The 19,880-nt window shown below is 55.3% G+C and carries 16 protein-coding genes; 10 read left to right on the forward strand and 6 right to left on the reverse strand.

Translation table 11 applies throughout. From position 1 onward, the window contains the following. Both J5224_RS04855 and rdgC read right to left on the reverse strand, forming a co-directional pair. The gene (locus J5224_RS04855) at positions 1–456 is read right to left on the reverse strand and encodes an NUDIX hydrolase (protein ID WP_264624279.1); all 456 of its coding nucleotides are present in this window, start codon (positions 454–456) and stop codon (positions 1–3) included. Positions 457–498: 42 nt separating this feature from the next. Further along, positions 499–1,410, reverse strand: coding sequence for a recombination-associated protein RdgC (gene rdgC, locus J5224_RS04860; RefSeq protein WP_264624280.1), 912 nt, complete (start codon positions 1,408–1,410; stop codon positions 499–501). Between the two features lie 190 nt (positions 1,411–1,600). Between rdgC and mak the strand changes: the two genes are divergently transcribed. Next, positions 1,601–2,509, forward strand: coding sequence for a fructokinase (gene mak, locus J5224_RS04865; RefSeq protein WP_264624281.1), 909 nt, complete (start codon positions 1,601–1,603; stop codon positions 2,507–2,509). A 30-nt stretch (positions 2,510–2,539) separates the two neighbouring features. Here mak and J5224_RS04870 read toward each other — a convergent pair whose 3' ends face one another. Continuing rightward, on the reverse strand, positions 2,540–6,229 hold the full coding sequence (locus tag J5224_RS04870) for an SbcC/MukB-like Walker B domain-containing protein (protein WP_264624282.1): 3,690 nt from the start codon (positions 6,227–6,229) through the stop codon (positions 2,540–2,542). After that, a complete protein-coding gene (sbcD, locus tag J5224_RS04875) occupies positions 6,226–7,449 on the reverse strand; it encodes an exonuclease subunit SbcD (protein WP_264624283.1) in 1,224 nt (407 codons plus the stop codon). Before sbcD ends, J5224_RS04870 begins: the two co-directional genes overlap by 4 nt. A 271-nt stretch (positions 7,450–7,720) precedes the next feature. Here sbcD and phoB point away from each other — a divergent pair, with 271 nt between their 5' ends. From phoB to proY, 6 genes are all read left to right on the forward strand, one after another. After that, positions 7,721–8,410 (forward strand): phosphate response regulator transcription factor PhoB, encoded by a 690-nt coding sequence (gene phoB / locus J5224_RS04880; RefSeq protein ID WP_195315276.1) that lies wholly within the window; start codon positions 7,721–7,723, stop codon positions 8,408–8,410. 66 nt (positions 8,411–8,476) lie between these two features. Beyond that, positions 8,477–9,799: a phosphate regulon sensor histidine kinase PhoR gene (gene phoR / locus J5224_RS04885; protein WP_264624284.1), complete on the forward strand. Its 1,323-nt coding sequence runs from the start codon at positions 8,477–8,479 to the stop codon at positions 9,797–9,799. A 14-nt stretch (positions 9,800–9,813) separates the two neighbouring features. Beyond that, complete coding sequence (locus J5224_RS04890; protein WP_264624285.1) at positions 9,814–10,758, forward strand: PstS family phosphate ABC transporter substrate-binding protein; 945 nt, start codon at positions 9,814–9,816, stop codon at positions 10,756–10,758. A gap of 377 nt (positions 10,759–11,135) precedes the next feature. After that, entirely contained in the window at positions 11,136–12,248 is a 1,113-nt protein-coding gene (locus J5224_RS04895) for a cobalamin-independent methionine synthase II family protein (protein ID WP_264624286.1), read from the forward strand. Between the two features lie 462 nt (positions 12,249–12,710). Further along, on the forward strand, positions 12,711–14,030 hold the full coding sequence (gene brnQ / locus J5224_RS04900; protein WP_264624287.1) for a branched-chain amino acid transport system II carrier protein: 1,320 nt from the start codon (positions 12,711–12,713) through the stop codon (positions 14,028–14,030). A gap of 74 nt (positions 14,031–14,104) precedes the next feature. Continuing rightward, complete coding sequence (gene proY, locus J5224_RS04905) at positions 14,105–15,481, forward strand: proline-specific permease ProY (RefSeq protein WP_264624288.1); 1,377 nt, start codon at positions 14,105–14,107, stop codon at positions 15,479–15,481. A gap of 118 nt (positions 15,482–15,599) precedes the next feature. On the opposite strand, the gene J5224_RS04910 is transcribed toward proY, so the two are convergent. Both J5224_RS04910 and J5224_RS04915 read right to left on the reverse strand, forming a co-directional pair. Further along, complete coding sequence (locus tag J5224_RS04910; RefSeq protein ID WP_195315270.1) at positions 15,600–16,202, reverse strand: peroxiredoxin C; 603 nt, start codon at positions 16,200–16,202, stop codon at positions 15,600–15,602. A gap of 154 nt (positions 16,203–16,356) precedes the next feature. Then, on the reverse strand, positions 16,357–16,938 hold the full coding sequence (locus J5224_RS04915) for an ACP phosphodiesterase (RefSeq protein WP_264624289.1): 582 nt from the start codon (positions 16,936–16,938) through the stop codon (positions 16,357–16,359). Positions 16,939–17,077: 139 nt separating this feature from the next. Between J5224_RS04915 and queA the strand changes: the two genes are divergently transcribed. The 3 genes from queA (at position 17,078) to yajC (ending at position 19,863) form a co-directional block, all read left to right on the forward strand. Continuing rightward, complete coding sequence (queA, locus tag J5224_RS04920; RefSeq protein WP_264624290.1) at positions 17,078–18,166, forward strand: tRNA preQ1(34) S-adenosylmethionine ribosyltransferase-isomerase QueA; 1,089 nt, start codon at positions 17,078–17,080, stop codon at positions 18,164–18,166. A 107-nt stretch (positions 18,167–18,273) separates the two neighbouring features. Beyond that, the gene (tgt, locus tag J5224_RS04925) at positions 18,274–19,419 is read left to right on the forward strand and encodes a tRNA guanosine(34) transglycosylase Tgt (RefSeq protein ID WP_264624291.1); all 1,146 of its coding nucleotides are present in this window, start codon (positions 18,274–18,276) and stop codon (positions 19,417–19,419) included. Between the two features lie 114 nt (positions 19,420–19,533). Next, positions 19,534–19,863 (forward strand): preprotein translocase subunit YajC, encoded by a 330-nt coding sequence (gene yajC / locus J5224_RS04930; protein ID WP_222158291.1) that lies wholly within the window; start codon positions 19,534–19,536, stop codon positions 19,861–19,863. Positions 19,864–19,880: the final 17 nt, after the last annotated feature.

The following is a 19,880-nucleotide window of genomic DNA, read 5'->3' on the forward strand; positions in this document are numbered from 1 at the left end:
TTAAGCCTCCAACGGCATCCGTAACAGGTGATGTGGCTGCTGTTTGGCAAAGTAACGGTGAATGTGATGCAGGATGTCGCGCTGGCCGGGGAAGGGCAACATCTGAGCCGCTTCCTCAAATGTCGCCCAATGGAATTCGCTGTGCTCAGCGTTAAGCACAATGTCAGCGTCGGCAGCGACATAAGCCACGAACACCGGCACCAGCGTGATGCCATTGTTATCTGCTTCGTAAAACTGCTCGCAGCGATCCGCGGAGTAGAGATCGGTTAACTGCAATCCCGTCTCTTCTTGCGCTTCACGTCGCGCCGTTTGCCAGGCGCTCTCCCCGGCTTCAATACCACCGGCTATCTGGCACCACTGCCCAGGCTGGGTATGGCCGTTGCGGCGCAGCAGCAGAACCTGATAGCCATCCTGTGTCGGGCGCAGGACATAAAGTGCGATAGAAAAACAGCGCACTGGAATCTCATGTCACATAACGCGCACTCTTCCCCGTTTGGTTTAGCGTTGTGCTTCGCCACCCAACGCTTCAACCAGATTGGTGGTTAGCGCGGAAAGCTCGCTGGTCATCAGAATAAAATCGGCATCAAAGCGTTGAGCCACATCGTCCCTGTCGATATCGTCGTTCTGCTCACGCAGCGTATCGGCGAACTTCAGGCGTTTCAGCGTGCCATCTTCTGCCAATATCAGTTGGATGCGCTCCTGCCAGTCGAGGGCCAGTTTGGTCACCACTTTACCTTTTTCGATGTGCACGGCGATTTCATCACTGACCAGATCTTGCTTCTTACAGCGGATAACACCACCGTCTTCCAGAATCGCTTTCAATTCGGCTTCGTCTTGCAGGGTGAAACCGGCTGGCACATCGCCAGAGCGCACCCATTCGGTCAGGGTGAGTTCGATAGGGTTTTCCAGCGCTAGGGGCACGACCGGCAGTGAGCCCAGGGTTTTGCGCAACAGCGCCAGCGTATCTTCCGCTTTTTTGGCACTGGCAGCGTCGACCATGATCAACTGATTGACGGTATCAATCCATAGCCACACCTGACTGAAACGGCTGAAGGCGCGCGGCAGCAGCGTATGCAGCACTTCATCTTTCAGGGTGTCTTTTTCGGTTTTTTTCAGTTTGCGGTGCTGCTCGGCTTCCAGCTTGTCGATTTTGGCCTGAAGCGCCTGCTTGATCACCGGAGACGGCAGCATCTTTTCTTCTTTGCGTGCGCAGAGCAGTAACTGGCCGTTAACGCTGTGGGTCAGTGCATCGCTGTGAGCGCCCATCGGGGATACCCAACCGGTGCGCGAGAGATCCTGGCTCCCGCAGGGGGTAAAGGCGAACTCACTCAACTGTTTTTCTAACGCATCAGTAGAAAGGGCGATATCGCGGTTCAGGCGATAAATAATAACATTTTTAAACCACAACATGGTGTTATCCCTGGCGGTGCGTGCGCGGCACGCGGATGAAAAGGGGAGGGACGCATCATAGCGGATTTGGCGTGCGAGTGCAGCGCGTAATGGTGAATTCGGTATACACTAAAATGAAGAGACTTGGTGCCAGGTGCGTGAAAACTGTGATATTTATTCATGCATTATGGGAGTTTTCTTAGGAGGCGGTGTGCGTATTGGAATTGATTTGGGGGGAACCAAAACGGAGGTCATTGCACTGAGCGATCGCGGCGAAACGCTGTACCGCCATCGTCTGCCGACCCCCCGGGATGATTATCAGGGAACGTTGCACACCATTGCTACGCTGGTCAATCAAGCCGAACAGGCAACCGGCATGACCGGGAGCGTCGGCGTGGGGATTCCCGGCACCTTGTCGCCGCTCTCCCACCACGTCAAAAACGCCAATTCGGTGTGGTTGAACGACCAGCCGTTGGATAACGATCTCTCCGCGCTGTTGCAGCGCCCGGTGCGTCTCGCCAATGACGCGAATTGTCTGGCGGTGTCTGAGGCGGTGGACGGTGCCGGAGCGGGACTCGATGTGGTGTTTGCCATTATTATCGGTACCGGCTGTGGCGCGGGCATTGCGCTCAACGGACGTGCTCATGCCGGCCGCAACGGCATCGCTGGCGAATGGGGGCATAACCCCTTGCCCTGGCAGAATGAGCAAGAGCGCCAGTTTGCGCAGGCAGAGCCTTGCTATTGTGGTCAACGCGGGTGCATTGAAACCTTTATTTCCGGCACTGGTTTCGCTACCGACTACCGTCATGTCACGGGCCATGCCTGCAACGGGGAAACCATTGTTTCATTGGCGCGTCAGGGAGATAGCGCTGCAGAACAGGCGCTACAACGCTATGAGCAACGTCTAGCCAAATCTATCGCACACGTGATCAATTTAGTGGATCCGGACGTGGTGGTGTTGGGCGGCGGGATGAGCAATGTCCCGCGTTTCTACCAGACGCTGCCCGCGCTGATAACCCCGTGGATTTTCGGTCAGGAGTGCACCACGCCGATTCGTCAGGCAACCCACGGTGATTCCAGCGGCGTGCGCGGTGCCGCCTGGCTGTGGCCAGCGGCATAACGCGCTGGCTCACATCCTGTCAGCCGAGCGCTACAGGGCGTAGCGCTCATCAAGCTGACTGACGCCCAACCCATTCACCTTTTTGACTTTGATCTGCGTGGAGATGCGCGCTTTTATCGCCTCCACGTGGCTGATGACACCAATGGTTTTGCCGGTAGCATTGAGGTTATCCAGCGCATCCAGCGCGTTGTCTAGCGTATCCGCGTCCAACGTGCCAAACCCTTCATCCAGAAATAGCGAGTCAATACGGGTTTTGTTGCTCACCAGATCGGAGAGCGCCAACGCTAACGCCAGGCTGACCAAAAAGCTCTCACCGCCCGACAGGGTACGGGTATCGCGCACTGCATCGGCCTGCCAGGTGTCGAGCACGTGCAGACCGAGTTCATCATCGGTTTTACGCTGTAGCTGATAACGACCGTGCAGGCGGGCAAGGCGTAGGTTGGCTAGATACACCAGATGATCGAGCGTTAGCCCCTGAGCGAACTTACGGAATTTATCACCGCTTTGCGAACCAATCAGATCGTTGAGACAGCTCCAGTCGGCATACTGCTGACTTTGTTGCGCGATCTCCTGTAGCAACACCTGCTGTTTATCCCGTTGCATCTCATCGTTGCGCAGCCGTTGCTGGCACTCACCTTGTTGATAGAGATTGGTTTTCAGTGCGCTATCGAGCTGTTCCAACCGTTGTTCAGGCGTTGTGGCCTCGTCGTCCTCCGGCCCGGTTTCCGGGCGCTGCGCCAGATGCGTGTTCAGCGCGGCAGCGGCCTGTTGTAGCAGTGCTTTGGTTTCCGTGACGGCCTGACGCACTGCGTCGAGTTTAGTGCGCAGCGCCTGACGCGTATCGTCATCCAACAGCGCCTGCTGGAACGCGGCTTCATCAATAAAGGGGCTGCGCGCCAACGCCGTCGCAAACTGGGCTGCGGATTGCTGTTCCGCGTCTACACAGTGTTCGCAGTGTGCGCGTTGGCCAGCCAACTCTCCTGCTAATCGGGCAAGCTGTGCTGCTGCGTCTTGCAGCGTGACGGCTGCCTTATCGATGCTTTGCTGGTGCTGTTCGCTGCGTTGCCGCCATTCTTGACGCACCTGCTGCGTGTCGCGATCGCCAAACAGGGCGTGGCGCTGCGCACGCAAGGCCGCCAGCTGTTTTTCCCCGTCCTGCCATTGTGTCTGTTGTAGTACGGTACTCGCATCGAGTGCCTGTAACGCGTTTTCCCGTTCCTGCACGGTTGCGTGCAGTGAGGACAGCGTGTTGTCATCCTGCTGCAACTGCTGTTCGGTGGTTTTCCAACGTTCAGCTTCGGCGGCACGTTCCGCCAGCCAGCGTTGTTGTTCGGCAAGGGGGGGCGGAACCAGCGCATAGGGGGCGAGCGAAGCGGCGAGTGTTTCTTGCTGTGTTATCAGTGCTGCGGTGAGCTGTTGCTGTTTGTGCGCGGTCTCGGCAAGCCCTTCACGGTGCGCCTGAATACGCTGTTGCAGCAAGGCAAGCTGCTGCTCTGTTTCCTGACGCTGTTGCTGGGCCGTGGTCAGTGAATCCTTACTTTCTTGCCAGCTGCGTTGCAGTTGTTCTTGCGCTTCTATCTGGCTAAACAGGGTATCTGCTTCGCGATCGCAGGCCGTCAGCCATTCGGCAATCTCTTGTTCCTGCTCGGGGGCGAAGGTTACGTGTAAATGCTCACTCACTTGTTGCCAAGCGGTATAGCGCGTTTGGTACAGCGTTTCCTGTTCGGCCCGCTCGGCCTGAAGTTCGTCGCGCTGTTTTGCCAATACGGCGAGCGCGCCCTCGCGCTGTGCCAATTCGCTGCGCACCTGCTGACACAGTGTGCGCAGCTGTGCCATACGCACTTGTGCCTCGGAAGCCGTTAGCGCCAGCGTTTGATACTCGGCAATCGCCGGATGGTGCGTGGAGCCACACAGCGGGCAGGCCTTTCCCGGTTGTAACTGTGCACGCTCAGCCTCCAGCTTAACGATGCGCTGTTCCAGCTCGACACGCTGCTCGACATCGTTCAACTGCTGCTCCAGACGTTGACTGTCCGCGCGTTGCGTGTCGATACTCAGGCTGTCGGCCTGAAAACGCTGGTCCAGCGTGAGCCATTTGCTGGCGCTATTTTGCTGCTGTTGACGCAGGTTACTCAGTGCCTGTGTCAATTCCCCGAACTGCCGTCGCGCTTGCCGCGCACGTTGATGTGCCGCATAGCGTTCACGCAAACCAGCAATCGGATTCGCGGTTTCTGCCTGTAGCCACACCTGTTGCTGCTGCTCGCATTGACGCTGCAAGAGCGCGTCGCGCTGATGTTGTGCGCTACGTTGTTCATTCAACGCCACCTGCTGGTGCGTCATCGCCTGTTCATCGCTCGTCAGACGCTGCTGCTGCGTCTCCACAGCAGTCAGTTCTCCAGACAGGCGCTGCTGTTCCTGGAATGCCGCGCGCCATGCGCCGAGTTGTTCGCCCCAGTGACGGTGATGGGGGTGCTGCTGCTGGTAATGGCGTCGGGTTTCACGCTGTGTGCGTAGGGTATCGCGCTGGCGAAGCAGGTCGGTCAGTTGCTGTTGTTGGTTATCACGTTGCGTTTGTGTTTGGGTTAACGCTTGTCGATGTTCGGCACAACGTTCCCCCTGGCGAGCGATGTCCTGATCGAGCGGTATGACCTGCTGCTCGATCAGCGCTTCTTCCTGCTGGCGTGCAGCGTTGTGTCGCTGCTGTGCCTGTTGCGCTTGCAGGAACAACTGCTGTTGCTGTTGATGTGCTATCTGGCTAGCGGTGTGTTGTTGGGCTAACGCGGTTTCACGCGCTTGTGCTGCAACCCGAGCCAACTGAGCACGCTCGTGTTCGCGTTGCAAGGGGCGCAATTTTTCTGCTGGCTCGTCGCGTTCCAGCCGTAATCGATCGGGTTCAGCGTCCCGTTGCGCCTGCTCGGACGCCTCAGCCTGCTGCTGCTTTTGGCGTAAGTCCTGTTGCAGATGCCGTTCTTGAGCCTGCCATTGCTGGTGTGTCAGTGCTTGCTCACGTTTTTCACGCAGTTGCTGCTCTTCTTGCTGTCTTTGTTTCAGTGTTGCTTGTACCACGTCGCGCTCATCGTTATCCAACAGTGCGATGGCTGAGGCGCGCGCTTGTAGCGTGTCCAATACCCCTTTTGCTTCTTTATGCCGCTCATAGATCCGGCTGGAGATGTCACCATAAATTGCTGTGCCGGTCAGTTCCTCCAGCAGTGCCGCGCGGTCTTTAGTATCGGCGTTGAGAAAGGCGGCAAATTGCCCCTGTGAGAGCATCATTGAGCGAGTAAAACGCTCAAAATCCAATCCGGTAATACGGACGGTGTGAGCCAGTTTTTCGGACAGCTTTTGTGTGAGGATCTTGCCGTCTTCGATCAGCGCCAGTTCAGCTTTCGGCGTTTGCAGATTGCCGTCTGTCGCATCTTTGGCTCGGCGTTGACTCCAGAACGCGCGATAGCCGACGCCTTTGACCTCAAACTCCACTTCAGCCAGACAGTCGGCGGTGTTGCGCGTCATCAGCTCGTTCTGCGTGGCGGAGAGCGCATTTAGCCGCGGCGTCTGGTGATACAGCGCCAGGCAAATGGCATCCAGCAGCGTAGTTTTTCCCGCGCCGGTTGGGCCTGTGATGGCAAACAGACCGTTGCTGGCAAACGGCTCCTGCGTGAAGTCAATCTTCCATTCGCCTTTGAGCGAGTTGAGGTTTTTTAACCGTAGGCTCAGGATTTTCATGCTTGTGGCGCTCCTTCGCTGACGTCTCGGACGATTTCATTGAACAGCGGACGCAGTCGTGCTTGCTGTTCTTGCGCCATGTCAGTCAGCGCCAGTTTGCGTTCGAAAACGTCCTGTGGGGATAATTCGTCCAGCGTTTCTTTCTTTTCGCGGGCAATGGCCTGCAAGCGCTGCTCACGGTTGCGCCGTAACAGCAACACGTCGACGGGCAATGTGTGCGTTAACTGTTGGATACGTTGCTGCATATCGCTAAGGTAGGTATCGGTGGCGATCTCAATGTCCAGCCAGACGCGCTGCCCCGCTTCGGGTTCGGGTAGGCTGTGCAACTGCTGCTCAATGTCCGCCAGATTGCCTTTGATGAGACGCATCGGTTGCGTCACCGGTACGGGCAGTAGCGTTATTTCCGGGGGAACGTCTGGCGTGAAGTCGATCAACGCGACCGATTTCTCACTGCCAAGTTCATCAAAACTCAGGGCAATCGGGGAGCCGCTGTAGCGGATATGCTCACTGTGCCCCACGCGCTGCGGGCGGTGGATATGCCCAAGGGCGATATAATCGGCAGGCGGAAAGGCCTGTACCGGGAAAGCATCGAGCGAGCCGATGTAGATCTCGCGTACCGCTTCCGAAGCGGTAACCCCCACGGTGGTCAGGTGTCCGGTGGCGATAATCGGCAGGGGCAATGCCAGCGTGTCGCGCAAATCGCAGGCGTGCCGGTAGCACTGCGCGTAGTGTTCGCTGATGGCGTCTTGCAAGGCGAGCTGTTTTTCCACGCCGGATTGACCCGCCAGGCTGCGCAGGATGTCGCGTGGGCGCAGAAACGGAATGGCGCACAGCATTGCGCCGGGCGTGCCTTGACGGGTATTGAGTGTGAGGACCTGCTGCGTGACATCTTCGGCGGCGTTGGCGATAACACGGGTATTGAGGCACGCCAGCAGATCCCGCGATTCATTCAGGGTTGCTACCGCATCGTGGTTTCCTGCCAGTAATACCAATTGGCATCCGGTGGTGCGCAATGCCACCACAAACCGGTTGAGCATTTCGCGCGCATAGCTCGGCGGTGAACCGTTATCAAAGATGTCACCGGCCACAATCAGCGCATCGACTTGATGTTCGGTTATCTGCACGATAAGCCAGTCGAGAAACGCTTGATGCTCCGGTGCGCGGCTTTTAGTATAAAAATATTGGCCCAGATGCCAGTCTGCGGTGTGAATGATACGCATGGCGTTTCCTGTTAGACGTGCTATCTACTTGTAGGGCGATTATACGCAGTGAGGGCGGCGACTGTCGTTACCGCCGCGAACATTTTGGAAACAGCTGTTAAATCGGGTGTTACCTTCAGTTTGGGTTTTCATAAATCTGTCATAAAACTGACGCATACTGCTTTCGCCCACAGAAGATAAGCCGCTCAGGCACCTTATAGGTAACGTGGGCAATCGTGAGATTTCGTTATTGTTGACGCGTTTCATACGCTGACTAACGGCAGGATGAACAATGGCAAGACGCATACTGGTCGTAGAAGATGAAGCGCCGATTCGTGAAATGGTGTGCTTCGTATTAGAGCAAAACGGCTATCAATCCGTTGAAGCGGAAGATTATGACAGCGCTGTGACGCGTTTGTCCGAACCCTATCCGGATCTGGTACTGCTGGACTGGATGTTGCCAGGTGGCTCGGGATTGCAGTTTATCAAGCACATGAAGCGCGAAGCGCTAACGCGGGATATTCCCGTCATGATGTTGACGGCGCGCGGCGAAGAGGAAGATCGCGTGCGTGGGCTTGAGGTGGGGGCAGATGATTATATCACCAAGCCGTTTTCGCCCAAAGAGCTGGTAGCGCGCATCAAGGCAGTGATGCGCCGTATTTCACCCATGGCGGTGGAAGAGGTCATTGAAATGCGGGGGTTGAGTCTGGACCCAACGTCGCATCGCGTTACCACCGAACAACACGCGCTGGAGATGGGGCCGACCGAATTCAAGCTGCTGCATTTCTTTATGACACACGCTGAGCGTGTATACAGCCGCGAGCAGTTGCTCAATAACGTTTGGGGAACTAACGTTTATGTTGAGGATCGTACTGTGGACGTGCATATTCGTCGCTTGCGCAAAGCGCTGGAAACCAGCGGACACGATAAAATGGTGCAAACGGTCCGGGGAACGGGGTACCGTTTTTCTACGCGTTATTGATGCGCGCGTGAGCCATAGCGTGCGCGACATCGTGGCTGAATACCGCCAAAGCGGAGAATTTTTAACGTGTTAGAACGTCTTTCGTGGAAAAAGCTGGCATTGGAGCTGGCTTTTTTTTGCTTGCCAGCCCTGCTGTTGGGTCTGATTTTCGGCTACCTGCCCTGGTTTATGCTGGCGGCGGTGCTGGTGGTGCTTGGCTGGAATTATTACAACCAGCTTAAACTCTCCTACTGGCTGTGGGTCGATCGCAGCATGACGCCACCGCCCGGGCGCTGGAGCTGGGAGCCGCTGTTTTACGGGCTGTATCAAATGCAGTTGCGCAATCGGCGGCGGCGGCGCGAACTGGCCTTGCTGATCAAACGTTTTCGCAGCGGGGCCGAGTCGTTGCCTGATGGTGTGGTGATCACCACCGAAGAGGGCACCATTATCTGGTGCAACGGCCTGTCGCAGCATTTACTTAGCCTGCGTTGGCCGGAAGATAACGGCCAGAATATCCTCAACTTGCTGCGCTATCCCGAGTTCACCCAATACATGCGCCAGCAGGATTTCACCCGCGCCCTGACCCTGCAACTGATCAATTCACACCATGTCGAATTCCGTGTTATGCCGTACTCGGAAGGGCAATTATTGATGGTGGTGCGTGACATTACCCAGATGCATCAGTTGGAGGGGGCTCGGCGTAATTTCTTCGCCAACGTCAGCCATGAATTACGCACGCCACTCACCGTGCTGCAAGGTTACCTGGAGATGATGCAGGACGATTCACTGGACGGTGCCTTACGCAGCAAAGCGCTCTCTACCATGCAGGAACAGACGCGGCGCATGGATGGGTTGGTGAAACAGCTGCTCACGTTATCGAAAATCGAAGCAGCAGCACCGATCAATCTGGCGGAAAAAGTCGATGTGCCACGGATGCTGCGCATACTGCAACGTGAAGCGCAAACGCTGAGTCAGGATCGTCACGAAATTGTGTTCCGCATCAACGATGGGCTGAGCGTTTACGGCAATGAAGAGCAGTTGCACAGCGCCTTTTCCAATCTGGTGTACAATGCGGTCAATCACACGCCGGAAGGCACGCGCATTGAAGTGTGCTGGCAAAAAATCACGCAGGGCGCGCAGTTTCAGGTCAGCGATAATGGCCCTGGTATTGCCGCCGAGCATATTCCTCGCCTGACCGAGCGTTTTTATCGTGTGGATAAAGCACGCTCACGTCAAACGGGCGGCAGCGGGTTGGGGCTTGCTATCGTCAAGCATGCGCTCAGCCATCATGATTCGCGGCTGGAGATCCTGAGTGAACCGGGTGCTGGCGCGCGTTTTATGTTTACGCTTCCTAACCGGTTGATTGTCCCTGCCTCTCTGTCGGAGAATAGCACCACCCCTTTGGCCTGATGGAGCGTTGACCTATGATGCCAGCCCCGCGTTTTTCGGGTTTATTGCTCTGTGCTGCGCTGTTACTCGGTGGCTGGAGCCACGTTGCGCGCAGTGAGCAAATGCTGGCGGGTAATCTTTCCAGTGCCGGTTCTGACACCCTGGCGACGCTGATGGCGTTTTGGGCTGCTGATTTCAACCAGCATTATCCCAGCGTTAACGTTCAGATGCAGGCGGCGGGATCGTCATCGGCACCGACGGCACTTGCCTCCGGCGCGGCACAGCTTGGCCCGATGAGCCGGGCCATGAAGGCCAGTGAGATTGATGCCTTTGTGCAACGCTACGGATACCCTCCACTGGCTGTTCCGGTGGCGATGGATGCGCTGGTGGTGTTAGTCAATCAGGATAATCCGCTGCCGGGGTTGAACGTGCAACAGCTCGATGCGCTGTTCTCTATTACCCATCGCTGCGGGGCGACGCAAACCGTCACCCACTGGCGCGATCTCGGGCTGACGGGAGAATGGGCATCGCGCCGTGTGTTGCGTTACGGACGCAACTCTGCGTCAGGCACCTATGGCTTTTTTAAGCAGCAAGCGCTGTGCGGTGGTGATTTCTTACCGCTGGTAAATGAGCTTCCGGGTTCTGCGTCGGTAGTACAGGCCGTAGCCACATCCACACAGGCGATTGGTTATGCCAGCATTGGTTTTCGCGCCAGCGGAGTGAGAATGTTGCCGCTGGCGGCGCAGGGAAACGACTACGTTGCGCCGACGGTGGACAATATTCGCAGCGGGCGTTATCCCTACGCGCGCTATCTCTATATTTATGTCAATAAAGCGCCAGAGCACGCGCTGGATAGCCTGACGGCCGCCTTTATGGATCGGGTGCTGTCTACCGCCGGGCAAAGTCTGGTGAGTCAGGATGGCTATCTTCCGTTGCCTGAGCATGTGCGGGTTAATGCACGCCAGCAACTCGGCCTGTAACACGCCATTATTCTCGCCCATCACTGTCATTCCCTCTCATCACTGTCATTCCGCGCAGGCGGGAACCTCGTGCAGGTGAAACGCGTTCATTCTGTCACAGACCCCCGGCTTTCGCCGAAGATGACGAGAGGAAAGTGGTTTTATCATTAGTCTGACGTGAATTTTATTCATGTTAGTCGCGGAAAGTGAAAATTATTCTATTGCCCTCAACCGGTTGCCATGACAGGATTTACCTACCTTCTAGCCGTCCAGATGTCTAAATAAGTATAGGGCGTGATTACTGTACGGCGTGACTATTTATTTTGAAACTATTTTGCAATGCCGCTTGCCTCACGCTGTGACGAGAGGGCGTTGTTGCGAAAGATCAGGAGTTTATCATGGCTAAAGTACTTCCCCCTTTCCGCGCTGATGTGGTTGGCAGCCTGCTGCGTCCCGCCGCAATCAAAGAAGCACGTCTGCAATTTCAGTCCGGTGCCATTAATGCGGATCAACTGCGCACTGTGGAAGATGCAGAAATTCTGCGTGCCGTTGAGTTGCAACGTGAAGCCGGGCTTCAGGTTGTTACCGATGGCGAATTCCGTCGCGCCTGGTGGCACTTCGACTTTTTCGAAGGGTTGAACGGGGTAGAGGCTTTCGAGGCGGATCACGGTATTCAGTTTAATGGAATCCAAACCAAGTCCCGCGCCATCAAGGTGACGGACAAGGTCAGCTTTAACCAACAGCATCCAATGCTGGCGCATTTTCGCTACCTGAACAACATTGCGGGTGATGTGACCGCCAAGATGACGATCCCTAGCCCGAGCGTGTTCCATTTCCGTGGCGGGCGCAAGGCTATCGACAGTCAGGTTTATCCCACGCTGGATGCTTATTTCGACGATTTGGCGCAGACCTGGCACGATGCGATTCATGCTTTCTACGCCGCGGGCTGCCGCTATCTGCAACTGGATGATACCGTATGGGCTTACCTGTGTTCAGACGATCAAAAACGCCAAATTCGCGAACGCGGTGAAGATCCGGAACAACTGGCCCGTATCTATGCTGACGTGCTGAATAAAGCGTTGGTGGGTAAACCTGCTGACCTGACGATCGGTTTGCACGTATGCCGTGGCAACTTCCGCTCTACCTGGATTTCTGAAGGCGGGTACGAGCCGGTGGCGTCGATCCTGTTTGGTGAAGTCAATGTGGACGAGTTTTTCCTTGAGTACGATAACGATCGCTCAGGTGGATTCGAGCCGCTGCGTTTCATTAAACCGGGACACCAACAAGTGGTGCTGGGTCTGGTGACCACCAAAAACGGCGAGTTGGAAGATCCGGCCTTACTGAAGGCGCGTATCGATGAAGCGGCGAAATACGTTGATATCAAACAGCTTTGCCTCAGCCCGCAGTGCGGTTTTGCCTCCACGGAAGAGGGCAATAGCCTGACGGAAGCACAGCAGTGGGCCAAACTGCGTTTGGTTGTGGATACCGCTGCCGCTGTGTGGGGTAAGTAACACCCGAGCGCACAACGCCGGGGACGCGGTCTGCTATCCCCGGTGTATCCTCGACGCTCCCCTGTGGGGCGTCACAACCTGCAAATCCGCTTACACCGTTTACCGCGTAATCCCCTGCTACTTGCCCCCCTTTTGCAGCAAAAAGCGCTTCTTATGCTGAGGCACTGCCTCTTTTGTGTCCGTTTTGCGCGTATAACGCGTTTTTATACTGGTTTTATTGCAAAGCAAAGGCGGTAAATGCACAAATCATGTGCGGAAGGTTGTGTGAGTCATGATATTATCTTCTGACTATTGTTGTTAGGTTGGCGCAATACTTCGCATTTTGGATCGCTACTTGTCTTTTATTGCTATAAACGTTTTACTTAGCGCCCTATAACGTCTGCGCGATAAGAATAATTTATACCACGCCGCAGTTCGTCTTCTCATTTTGTCGCATTTATATACAGGCAACACAACGTAACTATGAGTCATCGTTTAACATCCAAAGATATCGTAGCGCTGGGGTTTATGACCTTTGCGCTGTTTGTCGGGGCGGGGAACATCATTTTCCCGCCAATTGTGGGGTTGCAGGCCGGTGAACACGTCTGGACTGCCGCGCTTGGCTTTTTGCTCACCGCGGTGGGCCTACCAGTGTTGACCGTGGTTGCGTTGGCGCGCGTGGGCGGTGGGGTTGATGCGTTGAGCTCCCCCATCGGGCAGAAGGCCGGCGTGCTGCTGGCGACCGTGTGTTATCTGGCCGTCGGACCGCTGTTCGCTACGCCGCGTACTGCCACGGTATCGTTCGAAGTGGGATTGGCTCCGCTGTTTGGCGATACTGCCACGCCGTTGCTGATCTATAGCGTGGTCTATTTCGCGCTGGTGATCGGTATTTCTCTCTATCCGGGTCGTCTGCTGGATACGGTCGGCCATGTGCTGGCACCGTTAAAAATTCTGGCGCTGGCGGTACTGGGATTGGCGGCGGTGATGTGGCCTGCGGGCTCATCGATACCGGCGACCGATATCTATCAAACCGTGCCGTTTTCTAACGGTTTTGTGAACGGTTACCTGACGATGGATACCCTGGGTGCCATGGTATTCGGGATCGTTATCGTTAATGCGGCCCGTTCACGCGGCGTGACCGATGCTACGCTGCTGACTCGCTATACCATCTGGGCCGGTTTGATTGCTGGCGTCGGGTTGACGTTGGTCTATCTGAGCCTGTTCAAACTGGGTTCGGTGAGCGGTGAGCTGATTCCTAACGCGCAAAACGGTGCCGAAATCCTGCATGCTTACGTGCAGCACACCTTTGGCAGCATGGGTAGCGGCTTCCTGGCATTGTTGATTTTTATCGCCTGCATGGTGACTGCGGTTGGCCTGACCTGTGCCTGCGCCGAATTTTTCTCTCAGTATTTGCCGTTTTCCTACCGCACGCTGGTGTTTGTGCTGGGGGGCTTCTCGGCGTTAGTGGCTAATCTGGGGTTAAGTCATCTGATTCAGCTTTCCATTCCGGTGCTGACAGCGATCTATCCGCCCTGTATCATTCTGGTTTTGCTGAGTTTTACTTTGCGCTGGTGGAATCAGGCTTCGCGTATTGTGGCCCCGGTCATGTTAATCAGCCTGTTATTCGGCCTGATTGATGGGGTAAAATCATCGACCTTTGCGTCATTGCTGCCAGCCTGGAGTCTGAATTTGCCTTTGGGTGAACAGGGATTGGCCTGGTTGCCACCATCGCTGGTGGTGCTGCTGGCTGCGGTTATTTATGACCGGCTGAGCGGGCGTCAGGAAGTGACTGCGCACCAATAACGCACTCATGCTGCATTTTTCACCACAGGCTGTCGCCTGTGGTTTTTCTTTTGTAAGACAGGGCTGCTTAATTTATGGAACAACAATCCGCTAAGCTAAAGCGTGGGTTAAGCACGCGGCATATCCGCTTCATTGCACTCGGATCGGCGATTGGTACCGGGCTGTTTTATGGCTCGGCCAGTGCCATTCAGATGGCAGGACCCAGCGTGCTGTTGGCGTATATCATCGGCGGCGTTATCGCCTATATCATTATGCGTGCGTTGGGAGAGATGTCGGTCAATAATCCGCAGGCCAGCTCCTTTTCCCGCTACGCGCAGGATTATCTGGGGCCGATGGCGGGCTACATCACCGGATGGACCTACTGCTTTGAGATCCTCATCGTTGCCATCGCGGATGTGACCGCGTTTGGTATCTATATGAGCGTCTGGTTCCCTGATGTGCCGCACTGGATCTGGGTACTGAGCGTGGTGTTGATCATTGGTGCCATCAACCTGATGAGCGTGAAAGTGTTCGGCGAGCTGGAGTTTTGGCTCTCGTTCTTCAAAGTCGCCACCATTATTATCATGATCGTGGCGGGCATTGGGATTATCGTGTGGGGTATCGGTAACGGCGGCCAGCCAACCGGAATCAGTAACTTGTGGAGCCACGGCGGTTTCTTCAGTAACGGTGTGATGGGCATGGTCCTGTCGCTGCAACTGGTGATGTTTGCCTACGGCGGTATCGAAATCATTGGTATCACCGCCGGTGAAGCCAAAGATCCGCATAAATCCATTCCGCGTGCGATTAACTCGGTGCCATGGCGCATCCTGGTGTTCTACGTGGGGACGCTGTTTGTCATTATGTCGATTTACCCTTGGAATCAGGTGGGGACTGACGGCAGCCCGTTTGTGTTGACCTTCCAGCATCTCGGCATTACAGCAGCGGCGGGCATTCTGAATTTTGTGGTGATCACTGCGTCTCTGTCGGCGATTAACAGCGACGTGTTTGGCGTGGGCCGCATGATGCACGGCATGGCCGAGCAGGGTAACGCGCCCAAGGTCTTTGCCAAGGTGTCACAGCGCGGTATTCCGTGGGTCACGGTCGTTGTGATGATGGCGGCGCTGTTGGTGGCGGTTTACCTTAACTACATTATGCCGGGCAAAGTGTTTTTGGTGATTGCGTCGCTGGCAACCTTCGCCACCGTGTGGGTGTGGATCATGATCCTTTGCTCGCAAATCGCATTCCGCCGTCGTTTAAGCGAGAACGAGGTGAAGGCGCTGGCGTTCCCGCTACCGGGTGGCGTGGCCTCCTCTGTGGTCGGTATCGTGTTCCTGGTGTTTATTATCGGGCTGATTGGTTACTTCGAAGAAACGCGCGTTTCCCTCTACGTGGGCGCACTGTGGATTGCGCTGCTGCTGTTGGGCTATGCCTTTAAACAGAAACGGCAGAAGCTGGCGAATGACAACGCGTAAGTGGCGTTGAGTGGCAATGACAGAACGGGGCGCAAAGCCCCGTTTTTTATGCTCTGAACGTTGCTCATAAAAAAGCCGACGGCATAGCGTCGGCTTGTTGTCGCGGAAAAGGACGAGATTACAGCTTGTCGGCGTTTTCCGTAAGGTATTTGGCAACGCCATCTGGCGATGCGCCCATACCGGATTTACCTTTTTCCCACTGCGCCGGGCACACTTCGCCGTGCTCTTCGTGGAATTGCAGTGCATCAACCATGCGCAGCATTTCATCAATGTTGCGGCCCAGCGGCAGATCGTTGACAACCTGATGGCGTACCACGCCTTCTTTATCGACAAGGAAAGAGCCGCGCAGTGCCACACCCGCATCCGGGTGCTCAATGCCATAGGCTTTCTGGATTTCACGCTTCACGTCGGCGACCATGGCGTATTGCACCGGGCCGATACCGCCGCTTTTTACCGGCGTGTTGCGCCAGGCGTTGTGAACGAATTCGGAGTCAAAAGAGACACCAACCACTTCCACGCCGCGATCTTGAAACTCTTTGTAGCGGTGGTCAAAGGCGATCAGTTCTGACGGGCAGACGAAGGTAAAGTCCATCGGCCAGAAGAAAATCACTGCCGCTTTACCGCTGATGTGCTTTTTCAGATTGAAGTTTTCAACGATTTCACCATTGCCTAATACGGCAGCAGCGGTGAAGTCAGGGGCTTGACGCGTTACCAGGACCATAATAACTCCTGTAAAAGTGATTAAAAGGACGAGGATGAAAAAACAACAGGCAGTATAGGGTTTCTTTCCTCATGAATACAGGTTAACAGACCGATTGATGAGATAGGTTTTGTCTATTGAATTGATTGGTCATACCCAGCATAAATTGACAGCCTTACAGTTGTTGCAAGCGAGCCTGTTCCATCATGCGTGGATAGAAACACCAAAAATAGTCTTCAAAGGCGGTGTAGTGCCGCTCGATATCCTCAAACGAGCCTGCCAACGCCGCTAATCGGGGGCGACGTATCGCCATGCGTTGCAGTACATCGGCAATAAAGGGCAGCTCGGCGTAGCGCTCCAGCCAGCGTTCACGCCACAGATAGTGATTCAGGTTTTGAAAGCGTTCCGGCGTGTCGGCCAGATGCGGCTCTATCTGGGTGCGAGCGGTATCGACAAACGCTTCCAGCGATTGCTGCGGACACACGCGCGTCCAGTGACGGGCAAGAAAATGGTCCCACAGCACGTCAAGCGTGATGGGTGCTACGCGGCGGTAATCGGCGCTGAAATGGGCAGCGGCAGCTTTTACTTCGACCTGACTGTCCGTTAGCACATCAATGCGGCGGTGCAGGCGGATACCTGACACCACGTCATCGCTAAAGCCTTGTTGCGGGTTACCGCGCACAAAGTCTGCCATCAGGTTGCCGAGAAGCGAACTGTCGGCTAGCGTGGCCAAGTGAAGATGAGCAAGAAAATTCATTTTGCCAGTTTACATCAATTTCGTGCGTCGTTTGCTTATTTGTTGCAGCCGCGCGCTTACGGCTCTAGACTAGGCCGCCGTTTTTTTACCTGTTCCTGTCGAACACTCTTTTATAAATAGCACAACCAAGTGAATAGCCATGCGAGTCTCTGATTTTTCGTTTGAACTTCCCGAAGCGCTTATTGCGCACTATCCGCAGGCGCAGCGTAGCGGTTGTCGATTGCTGTCGCTGGACGGTCCGACGGGAGCCCTGACCCATGGTGTTTTCACCGATCTGCTGGATAAACTGGCACCGGGCGATCTGCTGGTGTTTAACAATACGCGCGTCATTCCTGCTCGTCTGTTTGGCCAAAAGGCCAGCGGTGGCAAGATTGAAGTGCTGGTTGAGCGCGTGCTGGATACGCGGCGCGTGCTGGCGCATGTCAAAGCGTCCAAGGCGCCCAAACCGGGAACGGAACTGTTGCTGGGAGAAGACGGCAGCGTCAAGGCCGTGATGGCAGCGCGCCACGATACGCTGTTTGAGCTGCACTTTGACGATACGCGCGATGTGCTGACGATACTCAATGACATCGGCCACATGCCACTGCCGCCTTATATTGACCGACCGGATGAAGACGCCGATCGTGAACTGTATCAAACGGTGTATAGCCAGCGCCCCGGCGCGGTTGCCGCACCGACAGCGGGCCTGCACTTTGATGAGCCACTGTTGGCGGCGCTGCGCGAGAAAGGGATTGAAATGGCGTTTGTCACCCTGCACGTTGGTGCAGGCACTTTTCAGCCGGTGCGGGTTGATACCATCGAAGATCACATCATGCACGCGGAGTATGCTGAAGTGCCGCAGGACGTGGTCGATGCTGCGCTGGCGTGTAAAGCGCGCGGTAATCGCGTGATCGCCGTTGGCACCACCTCGGTGCGTTCATTGGAAAGCGCGGCGCAGGCGGCGCACGATGCGCTGATTGCCCCTTTCTTCGGTGATACCCGCATTTTTATCTATCCCGGCTATCATTATCGCGTGATCGACGCGCTGGTGACTAACTTCCATCTGCCGGAATCAACGCTGATCATGCTGGTGTCTGCGTTTGCGGGCTATCAGCACACCATGGCGGCTTACCGTGCGGCGGTGAGCGAGCAGTATCGCTTTTTCAGCTACGGCGACGCCATGTTTATTACACGCAATCCCACCGCTGAAGCGGAGCAGGTCGCCAGTGCGGCGGGCAACGACGCTTAAATTTTTTGAAAACAAACGCATAATAGCGCCGCAGAATGCAATCTGTTGGCGTGTTGACTGACTTACCAATGACAACATCGGACTGTTTTTCCGGTGCTGGAGGCAAAGTGAAATACGAATTGTTGCAAACCGATGGTCGCGCGCGCCGTGGTCGTCTTGTTTTTGAGCGTGGCGTGGTGGAAACCCCGGCGTTTATGCCGGTTGGCACCTACGGCACGGTAAAGGGCATGACGCCCGAGGAAGTCAAAGAGACCGGTGCGCAAATCCTGCTCGGTAACACCTTCCACCTGTGGCTGCGCCCGGGCCAGGAGATCATGAAGCTGCACGGCGATTTGCATGATTTCATGCAATGGCATGGCCCGATCCTGACCGATTCTGGCGGATTTCAGGTATTCAGCTTGGGCGACATCCGCAAAATCACCGAAGAGGGTGTGCACTTCCGTAATCCGATCAACGGCGACCCGATTTTCCTCAGCCCGGAAAAATCGATGGAAATCCAGTACGATCTCGGCTCTGATATCGTGATGATTTTCGATGAGTGTACGCCTTATCCTGCTGATTGGGATTATGCCAAACGCTCGATGGAAATGTCGTTGCGTTGGGCGAAGCGCAGCCGCGATCGTTTTGATGAACTCAATAACAACAATGCGTTATTTGGTATCATCCAGGGAAGTGTTTACGAAGATTTACGCGATGTCTCCGTAAAAGGGCTGGTAGAGATTGGCTTTGATGGGTACGCTGTGGGCGGTCTGGCCGTAGGGGAACCGAAGGCGGATATGCACCGCATTCTGGAGCATGTTTGCCCGCAGATCCCGGCGGATAAACCCCGTTATCTGATGGGGGTCGGCAAGCCTGAGGATCTGGTGGAAGGCGTGCGGCGCGGCATCGACATGTTTGACTGTGTGATGCCAACGCGCAATGCGCGCAACGGCCACCTGTTTGTCACCGACGGTGTGGTAAAAATTCGCAATGCGGTACACAAGGATGACACTCGTCCGTTGGATGAGCACTGTGATTGCTACACGTGTCGCAATTATAGCCGCGCTTACTTGCATCATCTCGACCGTTGCAACGAAATACTCGGCGCGCGCCTCAATACCATCCACAATTTGCGGTATTATCAACGGTTGATGGCGGGTTTACGCCAGGCCATCGAAGAGGGTAAATTAGAGCACTTTGTGGCGGATTTTTACCAACGGATTGGCAAACCGATGCCGTCCCTTGCTGAAACAGCGGCAGGTCAACACGACTGACGACGCGGTTTTCGTACCTGCTGCGCGTGATGTGTACGGTTGAAGCGTTTTAGGCACATTTGGATTTCATATACTTTTGCACACGTTTGGTTTGATAACAAAGAGGATAGTTAAATGAGTTTTTTCATTTCTGATGCTGTGGCTGCAACTGGCGCTCCGGCTCAAAGTCCGTACTCTCTGGTGATTATGCTGGCTGTTTTTGGCCTGATTTTTTACTTCATGATTCTGCGTCCTCAGCAAAAGCGCGCTAAAGATCATAAGAAACTGATGGACTCCATTTCCAAAGGGGATGAAGTGCTGACAACCGGCGGTTTGGTCGGTCGCGTGACCAAAGTCTCTGAGACCGGGTACATCGCTATCGCGCTGAACGACACCAATGAAGTGGTTATCAAACGTGATTTCGTGGCTGCCGTATTGCCAAAGGGCACCATCAAAGCCCTGTAATTTTTGATTTTCCCGAA

The organism is Candidatus Symbiopectobacterium sp. NZEC135 (assembly GCF_025962695.1).

What these genes read in the sequence shown, in the direction of transcription:
- rdgC (WP_264624280.1), bottom strand. Translation starts at nt 1,410, where the DNA reads ATGTTGTGGTTTAAAAATGTTATTATTTATCGCCTGAACCGCGATATC.
- J5224_RS04870 (WP_264624282.1), bottom strand. Translation starts at nt 6,229, where the DNA reads ATGAAAATCCTGAGCCTACGGTTAAAAAACCTCAACTCGCTCAAAGGC.
- sbcD (WP_264624283.1), bottom strand. Translation starts at nt 7,449, where the DNA reads ATGCGTATCATTCACACCGCAGACTGGCATCTGGGCCAATATTTTTAT.
- phoB (WP_195315276.1), top strand. Translation starts at nt 7,721, where the DNA reads ATGGCAAGACGCATACTGGTCGTAGAAGATGAAGCGCCGATTCGTGAA.
- J5224_RS04890 (WP_264624285.1), top strand. Translation starts at nt 9,814, where the DNA reads ATGATGCCAGCCCCGCGTTTTTCGGGTTTATTGCTCTGTGCTGCGCTG.
- J5224_RS04895 (WP_264624286.1), top strand. Translation starts at nt 11,136, where the DNA reads ATGGCTAAAGTACTTCCCCCTTTCCGCGCTGATGTGGTTGGCAGCCTG.
- brnQ (WP_264624287.1), top strand. Translation starts at nt 12,711, where the DNA reads ATGAGTCATCGTTTAACATCCAAAGATATCGTAGCGCTGGGGTTTATG.
- proY (WP_264624288.1), top strand. Translation starts at nt 14,105, where the DNA reads ATGGAACAACAATCCGCTAAGCTAAAGCGTGGGTTAAGCACGCGGCAT.
- J5224_RS04910 (WP_195315270.1), bottom strand. Translation starts at nt 16,202, where the DNA reads ATGGTCCTGGTAACGCGTCAAGCCCCTGACTTCACCGCTGCTGCCGTA.
- J5224_RS04915 (WP_264624289.1), bottom strand. Translation starts at nt 16,938, where the DNA reads ATGAATTTTCTTGCTCATCTTCACTTGGCCACGCTAGCCGACAGTTCG.
- queA (WP_264624290.1), top strand. Translation starts at nt 17,078, where the DNA reads ATGCGAGTCTCTGATTTTTCGTTTGAACTTCCCGAAGCGCTTATTGCG.
- yajC (WP_222158291.1), top strand. Translation starts at nt 19,534, where the DNA reads ATGAGTTTTTTCATTTCTGATGCTGTGGCTGCAACTGGCGCTCCGGCT.